The 15,837-nt window shown below is 60.1% G+C and carries 15 protein-coding genes and 3 pseudogenes; 9 read left to right on the top strand and 9 right to left on the bottom strand.

Going from position 1 to position 15,837, the window contains the following annotated elements; all coding sequences use genetic code 11:
• Positions 1 to 10: 10 nt before the first annotated feature.
• Complete coding sequence (locus FXV83_RS35255) at positions 11 to 1,126, bottom strand: electron transfer flavoprotein subunit alpha/FixB family protein (protein WP_430648967.1); 1,116 nt, start codon at positions 1,124 to 1,126, stop codon at positions 11 to 13.
• A 285-nt stretch (positions 1,127 to 1,411) separates the two neighbouring features.
• Between FXV83_RS35255 and FXV83_RS35250 the strand changes: the two genes are divergently transcribed.
• Complete coding sequence (locus tag FXV83_RS35250) at positions 1,412 to 1,999, top strand: hypothetical protein (protein WP_148744146.1); 588 nt, start codon at positions 1,412 to 1,414, stop codon at positions 1,997 to 1,999.
• A 302-nt stretch (positions 2,000 to 2,301) separates the two neighbouring features.
• Here the strand turns inward: FXV83_RS35250 and nifW are convergent, their stop codons facing one another.
• From nifW to nifH, 4 genes and pseudogenes are all read right to left on the bottom strand, one after another.
• Positions 2,302 to 2,790, bottom strand: coding sequence for a nitrogenase stabilizing/protective protein NifW (nifW, locus tag FXV83_RS35245; protein WP_430648966.1), 489 nt, complete (start codon positions 2,788 to 2,790; stop codon positions 2,302 to 2,304).
• Positions 2,723 to 3,909 (bottom strand): annotated as a pseudogene (gene nifV, locus FXV83_RS35240) (homocitrate synthase). Before nifV ends, nifW begins: the two are co-directional and overlap by 68 nt.
• A gap of 555 nt (positions 3,910 to 4,464) precedes the next feature.
• Positions 4,465 to 5,184 (bottom strand): nitrogen fixation protein NifQ, encoded by a 720-nt coding sequence (locus FXV83_RS35235; RefSeq protein WP_148744144.1) that lies wholly within the window; start codon positions 5,182 to 5,184, stop codon positions 4,465 to 4,467.
• A gap of 66 nt (positions 5,185 to 5,250) precedes the next feature.
• Complete coding sequence (gene nifH, locus FXV83_RS35230; protein WP_026233535.1) at positions 5,251 to 6,141, bottom strand: nitrogenase iron protein; 891 nt, start codon at positions 6,139 to 6,141, stop codon at positions 5,251 to 5,253.
• A gap of 386 nt (positions 6,142 to 6,527) precedes the next feature.
• Here nifH and FXV83_RS43230 point away from each other — a divergent pair, with 386 nt between their 5' ends.
• Both FXV83_RS43230 and FXV83_RS35225 read left to right on the top strand, forming a co-directional pair.
• On the top strand, positions 6,528 to 6,671 hold the full coding sequence (locus FXV83_RS43230) for a hypothetical protein (protein WP_187436387.1): 144 nt from the start codon (positions 6,528 to 6,530) through the stop codon (positions 6,669 to 6,671).
• A gap of 7 nt (positions 6,672 to 6,678) precedes the next feature.
• Positions 6,679 to 7,233, top strand: a complete 555-nt coding sequence (locus tag FXV83_RS35225) for a peroxiredoxin (RefSeq protein ID WP_148744143.1) — start codon at positions 6,679 to 6,681, stop codon at positions 7,231 to 7,233.
• A gap of 80 nt (positions 7,234 to 7,313) precedes the next feature.
• On the opposite strand, the gene FXV83_RS35220 is transcribed toward FXV83_RS35225, so the two are convergent.
• Positions 7,314 to 7,538: a hypothetical protein gene (locus tag FXV83_RS35220; protein WP_148744142.1), complete on the bottom strand. Its 225-nt coding sequence runs from the start codon at positions 7,536 to 7,538 to the stop codon at positions 7,314 to 7,316.
• A 173-nt stretch (positions 7,539 to 7,711) separates the two neighbouring features.
• Between FXV83_RS35220 and FXV83_RS35215 the strand changes: the two genes are divergently transcribed.
• The 6 genes and pseudogenes from FXV83_RS35215 (at position 7,712) to FXV83_RS44995 (ending at position 13,325) form a co-directional block, all read left to right on the top strand.
• Positions 7,712 to 7,981 (top strand): DEAD/DEAH box helicase family protein, encoded by a 270-nt coding sequence (locus FXV83_RS35215; protein WP_148744141.1) that lies wholly within the window; start codon positions 7,712 to 7,714, stop codon positions 7,979 to 7,981.
• Between the two features lie 229 nt (positions 7,982 to 8,210).
• A pseudogene (locus FXV83_RS44480) lies at positions 8,211 to 8,367 on the top strand (IS701 family transposase); the annotation flags it as partial.
• Positions 8,368 to 9,433: 1,066 nt separating this feature from the next.
• Complete coding sequence (locus FXV83_RS35200; protein WP_148744140.1) at positions 9,434 to 10,888, top strand: M16 family metallopeptidase; 1,455 nt, start codon at positions 9,434 to 9,436, stop codon at positions 10,886 to 10,888.
• Positions 10,885 to 12,327 carry a M16 family metallopeptidase gene (locus FXV83_RS35195; RefSeq protein ID WP_430648965.1) on the top strand — a complete coding sequence of 481 codons (1,443 nt, stop codon included), beginning with the start codon at positions 10,885 to 10,887 and terminating at the stop codon, positions 12,325 to 12,327. Before FXV83_RS35200 ends, FXV83_RS35195 begins: the two co-directional genes overlap by 4 nt.
• 603 nt (positions 12,328 to 12,930) lie before the next feature.
• A complete protein-coding gene (locus FXV83_RS45000) occupies positions 12,931 to 13,092 on the top strand; it encodes a DUF2961 domain-containing protein (protein WP_342760674.1) in 162 nt (53 codons plus the stop codon).
• Between the two features lie 29 nt (positions 13,093 to 13,121).
• Complete coding sequence (locus FXV83_RS44995; protein ID WP_275198848.1) at positions 13,122 to 13,325, top strand: DUF2961 domain-containing protein; 204 nt, start codon at positions 13,122 to 13,124, stop codon at positions 13,323 to 13,325.
• Between the two features lie 309 nt (positions 13,326 to 13,634).
• On the opposite strand, the gene FXV83_RS35175 is transcribed toward FXV83_RS44995, so the two are convergent.
• The 3 genes and pseudogenes from FXV83_RS35175 to FXV83_RS35170 all read right to left on the bottom strand — a co-directional run.
• Positions 13,635 to 13,853: a hypothetical protein gene (locus tag FXV83_RS35175; protein WP_148744138.1), complete on the bottom strand. Its 219-nt coding sequence runs from the start codon at positions 13,851 to 13,853 to the stop codon at positions 13,635 to 13,637.
• Between the two features lie 205 nt (positions 13,854 to 14,058).
• Positions 14,059 to 14,394, bottom strand: a pseudogene (locus FXV83_RS44475) (IS630 family transposase); the annotation flags it as partial.
• A gap of 297 nt (positions 14,395 to 14,691) precedes the next feature.
• On the bottom strand, positions 14,692 to 15,837 hold a 1,146-nt coding region (locus FXV83_RS35170; RefSeq protein WP_235940414.1), incomplete at its 5' end, for a thioesterase domain-containing protein.

The following is a 15,837-nucleotide window of genomic DNA, read 5'->3' as shown; positions in this document are numbered from 1 at the left end:
ACAAGCTCCTCTAGCCGGCGATGCGGTCGTGCGAGTGGGGCGACAGCTGCGCGCGGAATGCAGAGGTCAACGCTGGTAACAGCCGAATGGCATCGGTAACGATGCCGATATGGGCGAAGTCGAAGATCGGCGCGTTTTTGTCGGTGTTGATGGCGACGACGAGGTCACTCCCCTCCACGCCGACGCGATGCTGGATCGCGCCGGAAATGCCGGCCGCGATATAGAGCTTTGGCCGAATGGTTTTCCCGGTCTGGCCGATTTGGCGGTCCGAGGTGACCCAGCCCTTCTGGACTAGCGGCCGAGAGCAGCCGTATTCGGCGCCAAGTACGTCGGCGAGCTGCTGTACCAGTTGGAAGTTCTCAGGCGATCCCAGACCGAGCCCTCCAGCGACGACCACGTCGGCATAGGCAAGGTTGGACTTTGTAGAATCGCGGTCCGGCAGGAACGAGAGGACTTTTGTGACGATATCTTCTTCAACAAGCCCGAGCGGATGCGAGATGACGCGCCAGACGGCGCCCGTCACGCGCTCGGGCATAGGCATCACGCGCGGACGGACGGTGGCCATCTGTGGACGATAGTTGAGTGTGTAGATCGTGCACAACAGCGAGCCGCCAAACGTCGGCCGGGTCGCCGCAAGCGAGCCGTCGGCATCGACATCGAGCTCGGTGCAGTCGGCAGTTAGGCCGGTGAGCAGTGTGGTGGCGACTGAGCCGGCGAGATCGCGGCCGAGTGTAGTTGCGCCTAGGAGTAGGATTTCCGGCTTGTAAGTGTTGACCAGCTCGGAGAGCGCCTTGGTATAGGATTCGTTGCGATAATCGGCCAACAGATTGTCCGCGACGATATAGGCGAGGTCGGCGCCGTAGCAGAAGGATTCGGCGACCGCCTGCTGTGTCGTCTCCCCGACCGGGCCGATGACAACCGCGGCGAGGTCAACGTTGAGCTTGTCGGCGAGCCGGCGGCCGGCACCCATCAGCTCCCAGGAGACGGGGTGCACAACCCCGCGTTCCTGCTCGATGAAGACCCAGACGTGCCTATACGCCTTAAATCGTTCAGGCAGCTCCCTCTTGGTCGCCGCGCGACCACCACCCGCGGCCGGAGCTGCGCTTTTGGGTGCGGTGCTCATCATCTGTACTCCCATTCGTGTTCAGTAGCGGCTCGCCAGCGGAGCGTGCTCCGCCTCCAGCTTTGAATTCGCGCTTGAAGATTGCTTCAGTTAAAAGTTGAGCCGGGTGCCCGTCGCCATTGTGTCAGCACCACCTGGCAGCAGCGCAGGGCCGAGACACCCATTGCTGGTACTTTTCTCGACGAGCCCGGAGCACGGGCTTCGGGTTCCTTGCGGGTTCGGCATTTTGGGCCACCATTTGGCAACGGGCACTGGTAAGGAACCCATCGCGCCGGTCACGCGAGCCGATTGATTGGTCCCCCTCATCTTCGAGGTGCAACCGAGCTGGAACAGGTCGAGGCCTGCCAGAGGCTCGGCTGGTATCGTCGTCGGTCGCGTGCATGCCGGGGAAACGCGATCCATTGCTCCGAATGCCCTCGCAATCCTGCCGATGGCAGCGACACGCCGGCAATTCTTGGCGCGGGCACGAGGGCCGGCGGTCAAGCCGCCCGTCAACGGCGCCGCGCGACCGGCGCTGGAGAGCAAGGACTGCCCCCGCGAAACCTCGGCCATGGATCGGTCAACGGGGGTGATTTCGTCGACGAACCTTTGGCGCGGATCAAGCGCAGCTTTCAGCTCAGCCAGGTCGGAATATGCGACCATCGCTTTGGCGTCGCGACGCATCATGGTGCCGACAGGCAGCGCGCGCGAACCTGCGCGGCGTCAAAAACAAAATCGATGCGGACCAAGATGTGCATGCGCTTCTCCAGATTAGCTGAGCATCTGTCAGCAATTGTCGTACCAATTGCGCAGGCGATTAAAATTGAGCGCCAATACAGACTCTTACTGAAGGAACTCGGGTTGGCAGCCTCTCATGACGATCGGAACATTCGATAACCGTGCCGAGGCGTGTTCGGAATGCGACAGAAGACAGTCATCCGAATCTGGTGCGCTTTCCTCGCCAAATGTGCGCTTCCCGCTGCCGGCGTACCATTGCAGGAGATAGGTGCGCCATGGGCACCAGCTTGAAAGGATGGACATACCAGGGCTCGGTCGTGATTGGCCCTTAAGGAGAGCCGAGTGAGTGTTGAAGCTGCGGATCCGCGAGGCCACTGCAACTTCCGTTTGAATTCGAAGCCCTGGGTGGCTGTCAGGTTATCCGAACCTTCACGGTCCGGAGCACGAGATATAAACTCAATTCACTCCAAGGAGCCGAGCTGGACCAATGCTGGATGCTTGTTCGGTTGTGGCGCTGCCGCATCCTTCAGGACCTTGAACACGCGCTGTTCGATCGGTGAGGACGTGACGAAGTCGGCATAGGCGCGCTCAAGCGTAGCCTTGCAACGCAAGGCAATGTCAGGATCGGATGCACCGGTCAACTCCTCGCCCGCGAGATATTGCCCCATGCGACGCAGGATATGAAGCCGCGCCACGTTGATGATTTTCGCGTCGTACTCGACGCCGAGGAGTGCAAAAAACTCCTCTGCCGCCGAGGCCTTGTTCAATTGCGAAAGGATGCCGTCCGTCGTCATTCTCAACCTCCATCTAGATCCGCGCCCGGAAACCATCCAGACCGAATGTTTCAACCTGATCGCGCGACGCGCATGGCTGACCAACCGATCACCCGCCGTTGACGAGCGAGCCCTCGTGAATGTCGCGCCAGATCGCCACCACCGTTTCCTGGGCAACCGGGCCTTTGTGCTCGATGGCGTGCTTGCGGACGCGCGCGAGGATGGTCTCCGTTTGCTCGGCGGTGACCGACAGCTGCAACTCGGACAACAGCGAAGTGAAGTGATCGCGGCAAGCCCTGAATGCTTGCCGATCACAATGCGGTGGGAGCGGCCAAGCAATCGCGGGTCCAGCGCTTGGTAGGTGCGCCGGTCTTTTAACAGCCCATCGACGTGGATGCCGGATTCATGGGTGAAGACATGCTCGCCGACAATCGCCTTGTTGAGCGGAATGGTGCGGGACGCTGCGGCTGCAACGGCGGCCGCGACTTTCTCCAGTTCGGATAGCAGCACGCCGGTATCACGGCCGCAGAGCTGACTGAGTGCGACGGCAACTTCCTCCAGCGGCGCATTGCCGGCTCGCTCGCACCGGCCAATGACCGTCACAGAGGCGTGGGTTGCACCAGCCTTGATCGCCGCCAGCGTATTAGCCGTCGCCAGCCCAAGATCGTCATGGCCGTGGAATTCGAGTTCGAGATCGGTGCCGGCGCGCAGTGCCGCCATGAGCGCGAAGGACGCGTCGGGATCGAGCACGCTCAGCGTATGCGCGACACGAAAGCGCCGGGCGCCGGCCGCCTTGGCGGTTGCGATCAGGTCGATCAGGAAGTTGACATCGGCGCGCGAAGAGTCTTCGCCCCCCACTGCGACATCCAGTCGCTTGTCGCGAGCATAGCCAACGACGCGCTTCACCCGCTCCAGCGCGGCCAAACGGCCGCCACCCAGTTTCGCCGCAATCTGCACGTCGGACGATGGGATCGATAGGTTGACCATCGAAACACCGGCCTCGATCGCCGCATCGACGTCCGCGAGTTTCATCCGGCACCAGCCGATGATCGTGGCCGCAACGCCCGCTTCGGCGATCGCTCGGATCGCGGTAATCTCTTCCTGACCCATGGCCGGCGTGCCGGCCTCGATCTCCGTGATCCCGGCCCCCGCCAGCGCACGCGCGATCGAGACCTTTTCCGTTGTCGTGAAGGCCACGCCAGGCGTCTGTTCGCCGTCGCGCAACGTAGTGTCATTGAGGACTATGGATTTCGACCGATGAACGTCGGGGATGGTCCTAGCGGCAGCGAACGCCATCAGCGGCTCCGTATGTTTATTCCGGAAGCTCTTCAGCAACTGCCGTGCCAACCCGTTCGAATTCTCAAGAACCTCTGAATGACGTCGAATTTTAGATGACTCGGGTGTGTCGCAAATCCGACAGGGTGGAAGCGGCGGAGCGCCAGGTTCGGTGCACTTGCGACCGAGTTGAACGCAGGGCCTAGCTTGGAAGCTTCCTAGTCGGGCAACGGTTGGGGCCTCACCTCAAGCTGCAGCACTTCGGGAAGGCGGGTGCGAGCCGTCGGGTTCAGTCCAACCACAGGTCGGCGTCCGCAAACAAATTCAGTGGGCGCGATCGAGAGATGGATGTTGGCCTCGATCGCGCGTCAACGTAGAACATCTCAGCGGTAAATGTGACGGTCGCCTCCGCCAAATATCAACCCGCGATCATCAGGCGCAGTCGCGTCGGGCCGGCTGCGCGCAATCGTTTACCCCGGTGTCTTTTCAAGCCCTCAGTCTCCTCATGTGACAGCTGACCGAAAGCTCCTCCGATATACCGGGAATGGCGCCGAGGAGGGGGCATCCATGATGAATTCAGTCTTGCGAACTTGGGATGGCTTGGACGGAGTCATCGAGACGACGCAGATGATCCCGCCGGCGTCCGGCCATCCCGCTCTCCTTACCGAAGCAAAGATCAAAATCATTGCATTCCGTGCAGACCGGCGTGGTACACGTCACCAGGCCGTCATCTTCGCATAGCATGCGATAGAAAAAGCGCTTCCAGCGCATGTTCTTTGTGTTGCGAGCCGCCAGCGGCCCGAAATGGCGCATCAGGAGACGGGACAATTCGTCCCGCTTCCGCAGACCGAGATCTTCCCATAAGTGATTAGGTTCCATGGCGCGGCGCGCGATCATCGTCGCCAACCAGCTGCCGACCTCGCCATGGGTGGAACGTTGCGCAAGCAGGAGGTCGCGCACCATAATTGTCTCGTCAGGAGCCGGTAACGCGGACTGTTCGCGCCAGGTACAGCTCCTGATCGGGGTGGATGGGAAGTATTGCACCAAGAGAGCATTGAGCTCCTGGTTGGTCAAGCCAGCCCGTTCGGGAAGTTGGCCGCCATCCATAGCGGATGCGGCGAGAATGCAAGCGAGCACATGGCGATCGAAATCGTCATTGTCGCTGATGTCGGCTTCTGTTGGATGGCGCCCGGTCAGAAGGCCGTAGAGCTCACTCGCATCGCGCTGCTCGGCGACGTGAGCTGCCGATACAGCAGGTGACATCGTATCGGCCAATTTTCCTTGTGTGCCAATCATGAAGGTCGCCCAGCTTCTGAGTGGACGATGTCGGCCTTCCCCGGTCGAGAAGGCCGACAACATGAACTATGCCGAAACAGCGGCGAGCTCGGCGGCGGTCTTGCCGACCAGGCTCTCGTCGACAGGCTTGATGATGCCGTGCTCCATGAGCATATCCTCGAGCTCGTCCATGCTGATTGGCGTCGGGATAGCGCCTTGGCCAGCATTATTGTGGATCTTGGTCGCGAGATTGCGATAGTGATCCGCCTGCTTGGACTCTGGCGCGTATTCCAGCACCGTCATGCGGCGCAGCTCCGCATGCTGCACGACATTGTCGCGCGGCACGAAGTAGATCAGCCGGCTGCCGAGCTTCTTGGCAAGAGCATCTGCAAGCTCCAGCTCCTTGTCGGTCTGCCGCTCGTTGCAGATCAGGCCGCCGAGGCGCACGCCGCCGGAATTCGCATACTTCAGAATACCCTTGGAGATGTTGTTGGCGGCATACATCGCCATCATCTCGCCGGACATCACGATGTAGATTTCCTGTGCCTTATTCTCGCGGATAGGCATCGCGAAGCCGCCGCAGACGACGTCGCCGAGCACGTCGTAAGAGACGTAGTCGATGTCTTCATAGGCGCCATTCTCCTCCAGAAAGTTGATGGAGGTGATCACGCCTCTTCCGGCGCACCCCACCCCCGGCTCCGGACCGCCGGACTCGACGCATCGAATGTCCTTGTAGCCGAGTTTGATGACGTCCTCGATTTCGAGGTCCTCGACGCTGCCGGCGTTCGCCGCGAGGCTCAGAATGGTGTCCTGCGCTTTGGCGTGCAGGATGAGGCGAGTCGAGTCCGCTTTGGGATCACAGCCAACGATCAGAATCCTTTGGCCCAGCTCAGCAAGGGCCGCCAGCGTATTTTGCGACGTTGTCGATTTGCCGATGCCACCCTTGCCATAAAACGCGATTTGTCTCAGCGAAGACATGTTGCTCTCCATCAAGCGATTGCCAATTTTTTTTCGCGCCGAACGCGCGAGGCTGTTTCTCTCTCAGAAACGTAGGCACACGGGTTTCGGGAAGGAGGCCATCGCTCGCCATCGGCGTCGGCGTGCCCTCAGCCCTCACTCGTTGTTGCTGCATCCATTTAGCAACTGGCGTGCCATTTCGTTCGCACCTGCGTTAAGCGCCTGATCACACTCGACTAACAGCGCGACGTGCGAAACCAGATGCCGTGGCGGACCCGACAGCGGCAAGGGCTTTGACAGAAACCGGACAAAGCCCCGGCGCGTGGATTCCACTACGAGCGCCGGCCGAAAGAGCGCGGAACGCGGAATGCCGGGCCTTAGCCCGGGACGATTGAGGAGACCACACGGTGCAGATCGGGTTCGAGGACACCGCCATCATCAAAGGCGAATGTTTCATGACCGGCATGGTGGGTACTTGCCATCAGATCGGGTGGCATATCGCTTGCTTTGCTAGTCGCGGAACGCAGTTTCCGCGTGACGCGATGTTGTGAGGACAATATGTCTGGAATTGGAAGTAAGTTGCCGCCGTTCGACATCACAGGCGTGAAGCCCGGCTTTCACCTGCAAGAGGAGAACGGGCAGAGCGCCTTCGAGACGCTGACTGAGAGGAGTTTCCCCGGCAAATGGAAAGTCATCTTCTTTTACCCGAAGGATTTCACATTCGTCTGCCCAACCGAAATCGCTGAGTTTGCCCGCCTGTCCAAGGATTTCGCCGATCGCGATGCAATCGTGCTTGGTGGCTCCACCGATAACGAGTTCTGCAAGCTCGCCTGGCGGCGTGAGCACAAGGACCTGCACCGTCTATCGATCTGGCAGTTTGCCGACACCAAGGGCGCACTGGTCGATGGCCTTGGAGTGCGCTCGCGTGATGGCATCGCGCATCGCTACACCTTCATCGTCGATCCTGAGAACACGATCCAGCATGTCTATGCGACAAGCCTCAATGTCGGCCGGAGCCCAAAGGACACGCTACGCGTTCTGGATGCGATACAGACTCATGAGCTCTGCCCTTGCAACCGCGAGATCGGCGGCGACACGCTTAAAATTGCCTGAGGCAACATGTTGATCGTGCAGTTGAAGGAGAAGCTCCCGCCTACGAAGGACGTCAGACTCGGTACCGTCTAACGTGGAGGCTATTTCTTGGAACCCCTACCCGGCAGAACCACATCGAACCGGCCGTCGCCGAGCTGGCGCGTTATCGAAGCGACTGTTTTGGCGATGCGGCAACCCAACAGTAAGGCGAACAGGCCCATGAGCATCGTTGCAAGCCCGATCATCCAGATCAGCTTCCGCCGAACTTCTTCAGCTCGTATTTCAGCAGCCTGCGAATTGGGTCCGGCCGACAAGTCGGAGAGCACCGGCGCAACTCAAACCCCTCATTTCAGAATGAGCCGATCCGCCTGCCCAGCTCGAAGGTGTCCGCCGCCACATCAAGAGCATCAAGGGCTGGGAAGTCACCGAGCTGGTCACGTTCGCGACGCTATCCTTCACCAAGTACCTGATATGGAAGGATCTCGTCGACCGCGCAGATTTGCTCAAGCGCAATGCCGTCGTGCGTCACCTGATCGATACCCCGACCCACAGCTACGATGGGTCCGGGGCGAGCTTCATCGATGCGCGAACCAGCGACGAGATCATCGATCCGATCGAACTGTTCGCGCCGCTCTCGGCCGATTCCTCGCAGATCGCTGCCGTCGTCGCCGCCCAGCGCGGCGCGGACTATGTACTGTTCGACCCGCCCGGCCCGGGCAAGAGTCAGACTATTGCCAGCGCCATCTGTCGCCGAGCCGCGCGTCCCTAAACTCGCACTCACCAATCTCTCGATCAATCCAACATTCACCTTCCAAGGATGGCACGCAGCCTTTTGCCGATCGATCCTTTAATGTCAGCCCCATAGAGCACCCCCTCGCGAATCAGGTGCTCAGCAAGGAACCACAAGCGATTCTTTCGACTCAAGATCTCGCCGATCAGCGGATCAGACCGAGTGGTCAAAAGTTATGGGTAATTGAAAGCCTCACCGGAGGGTTACGCACCGATCGATTTCGGCCAAGAAGCTTGCGATCGGCCTGCCATCACATGCTTGGCACAAGATCACATGGCGTGAGGGTACGTACGGCAGAACGGTTGTCCTCGCGCTTTGCCCGTGTGCGCGTCCGTCCGGCACATCGAGATTACTGGCGCGCCGAAAGTTGCATCAGGCCAATCTCACGTCGAAATCGGTGAAAATTATGACGCAGTCGGACTAATCGCTACGGATGACGCCGGGGCATTTCTTTAATGCCTGGGCGGCCGACGAAGAGTGCCACGCCCGATGGATTCATCCGCACCATCGAGCTGTCGCTAACGGATCCGAAACGGACCTTCGAGAGAGATTGGACATTCGATCACCTGATTTGGTCCCATCGGTGAACATCTGAAAGACGAATCCTCCCTGATGGTTATGATCGCATTTGATGTGCACTTGCCGCGCCTATGCTGCAGAAAAGCCATTTTACGACGCCTTTGGGAACAACACGTTCCTTGATTGCGGGAGGTGATTGCCGACGAGGCGGTTCACTCGATGAACGCTGTCAACGTTATCCGCGACCGCATTGGCGAAGTCGGCCCATTCTCTACAACCTAATTCACGTTACCGAGAAATCTAAGTTATTCTGGTATCTTCGTCCTACACTATCTCGGCGGAGTGCACTCCAAGCAGCTGCTCGCCAACTCCCGCCTCGCGATCATGAGAAATATTGCGAAGCCACTCACGGCGCAGAGGGAGACGTGAGCCATTAGCCAGGTTGATTGCAATGCCCTGGCATCCGCTGCGCAGAGATTGGCTCCAACGAACAGGCAATCGTTCACTGCCCGCCCGAGTTGGACCGTCGGTACGACGCCGTGCGTCAGACTTTTCGATGGATGCGCATCCTGATGCGTGTAACAGCGAGCCGGGCGAAAGTTGAGCCGGCGTCGTAATCGCCGCTCGGTCTGTCGTTTGCTGCAAGTTGCCATTCTGCCAGTCGGCGCCAAGTTATGGTGCGCTTTCGTGCGCAATGTCGTGTTCACGACATGCCGACTGTTGACCTTTGGCCAGAACGTGCGCCCCGCGTTTTGTTTTGCGTCCAGTTGGCGCGCAGCGTGGCCGTGCGCAGGCCGCCGGGCAGTTGGCCCGGCCTTTGCTCCGCTGCTTGCCAAACGGTGTGCGGCTCCCCGCTTTGTCGGGATTGTCTGTCACAGAACGTTGCTCTCTGTGGAACGAAAGTGCGATGCGATGAAGAACTTGAGTTCGGTAACCGCCAAGATTGGAGGCACTGCGGCTGGTGCCTTCGATTTGACGACGCGCACCGCACTGGCGGTCGAAACGTATGATAGCACGGATGGTAACCTTCGGTACGTTCCTGAAGACGGGAGCGTCCTTGCCCGGGACACGGTCACGTCGGATCGACCAGCCAGCTTCACGCTTCAGAACGGCCTGCAGGTCGTGGTGATTGCGGATCATCGCACGCCCGTTGTGACTCAGATGATTTGGTATAAGGTCGGCTCCGCCGACGAGCCACCCGGCAAATCGGGGCTTGCGCATTTCCTCGAACACTTGATGTTCAAGGGCACATCCAAACATCCCGCAGGTGAATTCTCCCAGACCGTGCTGCGCGCCGGCGGCGACCAGGGCAGCTTCACCGGGACCGACCATACCAGCTATTTCCAGCACGTGCCGCGCGAGCAGCTCGGTAAGATGATGGAATTTGAAGCCGACCGCATGACCGGTCTCATCCTCAAAGAGGAGAACGTGCTGTCGGAGCGCGACGTCGTGCTGGAGGAATTCAATTGCGTCGCCAACAGGCCGGGTCCGCAGCTCGCCCAGCAGATGATGGCGGCGCTTTACCTCAACCATCCCTACGGCCGCCCTGTGATCGGCTGGCGTCAGGAAATCGAAAAGCTCGACCGCGAGGACGCGCTCGCCTTCTACAAGCGTTTCTACGCGCCGAACAACGCCATCCTGATCATCGCCGGCGACGTCGACGCAAATGATATCCGCCCGATGGTGGAGAAGAATTATGGCCACATCCCCCCACAACCATCAATTCCCGCGGAACGCCTGCGACCGCAGGAGCCGACGCCGGCCGCGCCGCGCACCGTGACGCTGACCGATCCCCGCGTCGAGCGGCCAGCCTTGCGCCGTTATTATCTCGTGCCGTCGGCTCACCCCGCGGCCGCCGGCGAGAGTCCAGTGCTTGATGTGCTCGCGGGATTGATGGGTGGCGGCGCCAACTCACATCTTTATCGCGCGCTGGTAGTCGACAAGCAGATCGCGATCACGGCGGAGACGTTCTACAACTATATCTCGCTCGACCCTTCGCAATTCACGATTTCTGCGATCCCGAAACCCGGCGTCGGGTTCGGGGAGATCGAGTGCGCCATCGACAAGGTGATAGTCGATATTGCGCACAGTTGCGCGCGCGCCGAGGATCTCGAGCGGGTCAAGACGCAGCTGATCGCGCGAGCAATCTATGCCCGGGACAGCCAAGAAGTGCTTGCGACCTGCTACGGTGCTCGGCTCGCGACTGGACTCAGCATCGACGAAATCCGAGGCTGGCAGGACGGCATCCGCGCTGTCACCGCCCACCAGGTGCGTGCGGCCGCTCGGAAATGGCTCGACAAGAAACGCTCCGTGACCGGCTATCTTATGAAAGGGTCAACGCGGAACCACGAGGAGAAGCGATCATGACCTACTCCTGCACACGTCGTGCGGTCCTCGTCGGCGGAGCCTCGCTCTCAACCGCGATGCTCGCCTCGCCACGTTCGCTTTCCGCGACCGGAACGCGTGCCGCGACCAAGATCCAGCGCCTGGTGTCATCTTGCGGTATAGTAGCCTGGTTCGTGCAGGACGCCACTGTCCCGTTGATTGCGATGGAATACGCTTTCGGCGGCGGCGCGACCCAAGACCCGACCGATAAACCCGGCGTCGGCTACATGGTTTCTGGCCTACTCGATGAAGGCTCCGGCGATCTAGATTCTCAGACCTTTCATGAGCGGCTCGACCGTCGCGCCATTGAGCTGAGCTTTGGATCGACCCGCGATCACCTCCGCGGTGCCTTGCTCACGCTCGAAGACAACAGGGACGAGGCCTTCGACCTGTTACGGATGGCACTAACCTCGCCGCGGTTCGACGCGGCCGATGTCGAACGGATTCGTGCCAGCATGCTTGCGAACCTGCGGCGCGACTCGACCGATCCTTCGTCCCTCGCCAATCGCAAATTCCTCGAAGTCGCCTTTAACGATCATCCTTATGCTCGGGAGGCCAGAGGCACGATCGAGAGCGTGCCAAAGATCGACGTCGCAGATCTCAAGGGCTATGTCCGACGCGTGATGGCAAAAGACACGCTCAAGATCGCGGTTGTCGGCGACGTCGATCCAGAGGCCCTGTGCAAATTGCTCGACAGGACTTTTGGCGGCCTGCCGGCCATGGCGGAGTCGATGCCGGTGCCCGACGTGGTCGCAGCAACACCGCCGCAGCGCGTCTTCATTCCGCTCGATGTGCCCCAGACCGTTGTGGCTTTCGGCGGTCCCGGCGTCCGCCGCAGCGAGCCCGATTTCATGGCGGCCTATGTCGTCAACCACATCCTCGGCAGCACCGGTCTGACGTCGCGGCTGTTCCGCGAAGTCCGCGAGAAGCGCGGGCTGGCCTATTCGGTCCATGAGCGCTTGGTCTGGATGGATCATTCCGCCATATTTGTCGGCAATAGCGGCACCCCCGCCGATCGCGCTGACGAGACGGTCGAACAGATCGAGAAGCAAGCGCGCCGAATCGCCGAGGAAGGACCGACCCAGCAGGAGCTCGACGATGCAAAGTCTTACCTGAGGGGCTCACAGATGCTGGCCCTCAACACATCCTCGAAGCTTGCGCGAACGCTGCTGCAGCATCAGCTTGATAAGCTGCCGATCGACTATGTCAAAAAGCATAACGCCGTCGTCGATGCAGTGACGTTAGAGGACGCCAAGAGGGCCGCACAGCGGCTGTGGGGCCAGGGTCTGCTCACCATTATCGTCGGCCGCTCCCCAATGGGCGCAGCCCGGTCGACCACCGTGCCATCGGCCGCGACTTCCTCATCAGCCGAGCAGCTAGGCGCCACGCCATCGCCCGAGATACCGGCCAAACCCAATTAACGTTAGGCAACGCCCCGCGTAGCTTCGAGCCTCGAGTTATGTGCGTCAAGTTCTGCAAAATCGATCATGGGGTCCGGCCGAGCCATCCCCTCGGAGCCGCCGTCGCTCGCCTCACCAGAAACGCAGCGGGCGGGCGACGGCGGCGGCGAGGGGGTGGCGTCCATCCCCTTGGTGGGCCTGAGCATAGGGCCTCACCGTCAAAATAGATAGGAATGCCTTTGCGAGCAAATTTACGCTTTCGCTCGACGGAATCGAGATCCTGGCGGCCGAGATCACTCGCCGGCATTGGGTCTTGATGGTCGCCACCGGCGACGAGACGTTCTATCTCCGTGACAACCCGACCGTCCTGCAACCCGACCGACAGGCGGCGTGCAAGCAACACGGTCTGATCGATCGGATGATCTTCGTCACGACCAGGGAACGGATAAAGCCGCGGCTGGGCGAGCCGCCGGTAGATGCGCAGGATGCCCAGACAGCATCACGTTGCGATCCTTCGCGCCCTTGCCGTGGCGGCACCTGGATGATGCCGCGGGCGCTGTCGATGTCTTCGATCCGAAGTCCCGCGACTTCGCCGCGCCGTAGAAAAACCGTAGCGCACAGACGATCTGGTTCAGCCCCGGCGCCAACGATACTTGGCCGCCCACCCTGCACGGCACCGGCACCGAAGACTATTTCAACACGGCCTGGTGCCCCACTCAAGACTACAGCGCGCCCTATCATGGCATCATCGCCGCTGGCGGGCCGAACTGGAGCTCAAACCGCTGACGCTTTATCGGTGGCACATCGAAGACCCGGTGATCCTCCGCAAAAACATCCGAGTCACAATTGAGCACGGCCATGCGAATCGCCGCGCGGACGACATCTCTTCGGTGGCGTTCTGGTATCAAGCTGAGCCGCACAAGCCGTTCGGCGAATTCCCGGCGGTCAGGGATCGCCTGCCCGCCTTCCGTGCACCGTTCCTCAACTGGGGAGCGGCATTCGACGAGGGAAAGCGCTGACGATAGTCGGGGGTTTCAGTCCCTCCCCCGCTACCACGGGCCAAACCTCCGCGCAGGTCCGATCACCTGGCCCTAACTAGGAATAGCGCCCGCGCCGCACACTCGGCAGTGCGCAGAGAGCGAAACTCGCGGCCTTCGAGGCTGTCGATATCCGATCTGAGGAAAAGAAGCGGTAGCATGCTCGTCCCTCGCGACGATGCCGCGGTATGGCTTTCAACTTCGATGATGTAGGCGTTGGACATGATGGCTGATCGCCGACTTGCCGGCGCTCCTGTCTAAAGATGCGATCGGAACTAGCTTGAAGATGAGTTAGCGAGAATTCGCTCGCGAATCTCCGCTCATGTCCATCGTCAGGCTGCGGATCGAGATCGAGCGCGCGCTGCGGGATTTTGCGACCGCGAACGGCTTTTCTCCGCCGCCCCGACCGGTCTCGGCATCATGCTTCGAGAGCTGCGGCGCCGCGGCCTCGCGCCCGCCAGTACGCAACAGTTTCTCGATTCTCTCCGCGTCATGAATGAAGCCGCGCATGGCGTTGACGTCGATCCGGAGAAAGCGCAGCGGGCCGTCGATGTCGGAACAATCTTCTGGCGGAACTCGACGAACTAAGCGGCGCCCCAAAATTTAAGCACACTCCGACTCTTCTGCGCACTATCAAGCTGAGGACGCGCAACTCTCATTGCTCATCGCGGGACATTGGTTTTACGCTTACTCCTGTTCGGAGGCGCGCGCCGACTTTTTTGAGCGTGATCCGATGACGATCGAAGAAGCGCCAGAGTGTGCCGATGCCGAAGGATAGACCTTGCTCGGCCAGTTTCGCTCGAACCTCCGCGATCGTGATATCCTTGCTCGATAATGCTCAGGATAGCGTGGCATGCGCCTCGATCCGTCCTGAGAGCGTGGATCGCCGCCCTGCCGCTTCGGCCTGGCATCATCGACATCCCACTCAAGAGCGCACCAACGGATCTTGTGGCGCTTAGCCAAAGCGTTCCGCAGCCTGACGGTGCGACATCCCCTTCGCCAGTGCGGCAATCAAACGGTCACGAAGATCAATCGAAAGCGCCTTTACCATTCATGCTGGCCTCCGATCCAGCACGAAGCTTGAATCAGATCCTCATCGCCTTGGGAATCCCTCGCGATTCAATCAGGCCGGAAAATGCTGTAACTTCGTTCACGGACGCTTCCTCTTTTGGATTCAACGCCCTTCACTTTGGTACGTCGATGCCATCGAGGGGCGTCCACACCATCACAGGCGCAACAACAGCAGCAGACAGTACTGTTCACAGCGTGATATCAGGAGATCGGAGAGGCCGAGAATCCAACTAAGCGATTGGTCCCCGGGGCCCCACGGATGGGGTCCACTTCACTACTACAGGTCCTGATCTATTGGAAAAGGTGCGTCTTTTGAAGCTTTTGTTGGACGGCGAACGAATGCCTCGCCGGGAAGGCGATGTGAGAGGTCCTCCGCAAGAACGGTCACATTTGGCTGCTTCAGAAGGGAACCATGGTCGCCAGGAAGAGGGGGCCCTTCAACGACGCTCTCGAAAGCAGCGTGCCATGGAGTTGCTGCGCTAGCGGAGTCCCCAGTGTAATAGACGCAGAGCGCCGAAACCTTCTTAGGCACGTATAGTTTGCCCGCGCGAATATGGCGAATGAACATTTGGAAGATTTCCTCAAGCGCCGGTACACCGATTTTCCATGCACCGAAAGCAGCGCTCGCGAGCGTAGCGAAGTCACCCGGTCGAATTTTCATGGTTGCATCGTGCTCAGGCAACAACCCTCCCTCGTTGACAATGAATGCAAGGAATTCAGACCATTCCTGGTCCAAGGTGAGAGTGGAAGGCGTCTCTGGCGCCGACGGATGGGCACTATCGATCACTGCCACTAAATCGACCCTCACGTTTGCAGAGATTAGTATCCCAGCAACGGCGTGGGCGAGCATACCGCCAAAAGACCATCCGGCGAGCGTACAAGCCATGTCCGGCAGCACAGGAACAATAGCCCGAGCATAGACTTGGGCAATCTCGTCAATCGAACCTACGTTCAGGAGTTCGTGACCGAACTCTAGGGCATGTATACCGTAGATGGTCTGTGTAGCTGGCAGCGCCCGCACGAGGTCATCATAGACGCTCAGCCCTCCGCCACAAGCGTGACAGAGGATAAGTGGCTGACTGTTCGCGAGTCGAAGTGGAATAAGTTGGCTCGCAGATTTTCGATGGTTCTTCGATGCGGGGCGCACCTTCTCGGCGCACTGATCGAGACGAGGATTCGTGAAATGCACGGAAAGATCGAGGATCAAACCCCGCCGCCGGAGTTTCTCAAGCACTTGCACCGCCAGCAGCGAATGGCCGCCAAGCTCAAAGAAGCTGTCGTGGCGTCCGACCCGCGCCACACCGAGAAGCTCCGCCCAGATCGTCGCCAGCGCGGTCTCGGTCTCGCCGCGCGGCGGCTCATAGGCCGCGCGCGCATAGGCCGCATCCTCAGGCATCGGCAGCGCCTTGCGGTCGAGCTTGCC

Origin of the sequence: Bradyrhizobium hipponense (genome assembly GCF_008123965.1) — a bacterium.
Taxonomy (GTDB): domain Bacteria; phylum Pseudomonadota; class Alphaproteobacteria; order Rhizobiales; family Xanthobacteraceae; genus Bradyrhizobium; species Bradyrhizobium hipponense.
Note: the sequence above shows the minus strand (reverse complement) of the source record. Positions and strands in the feature narration are given on the sequence as shown.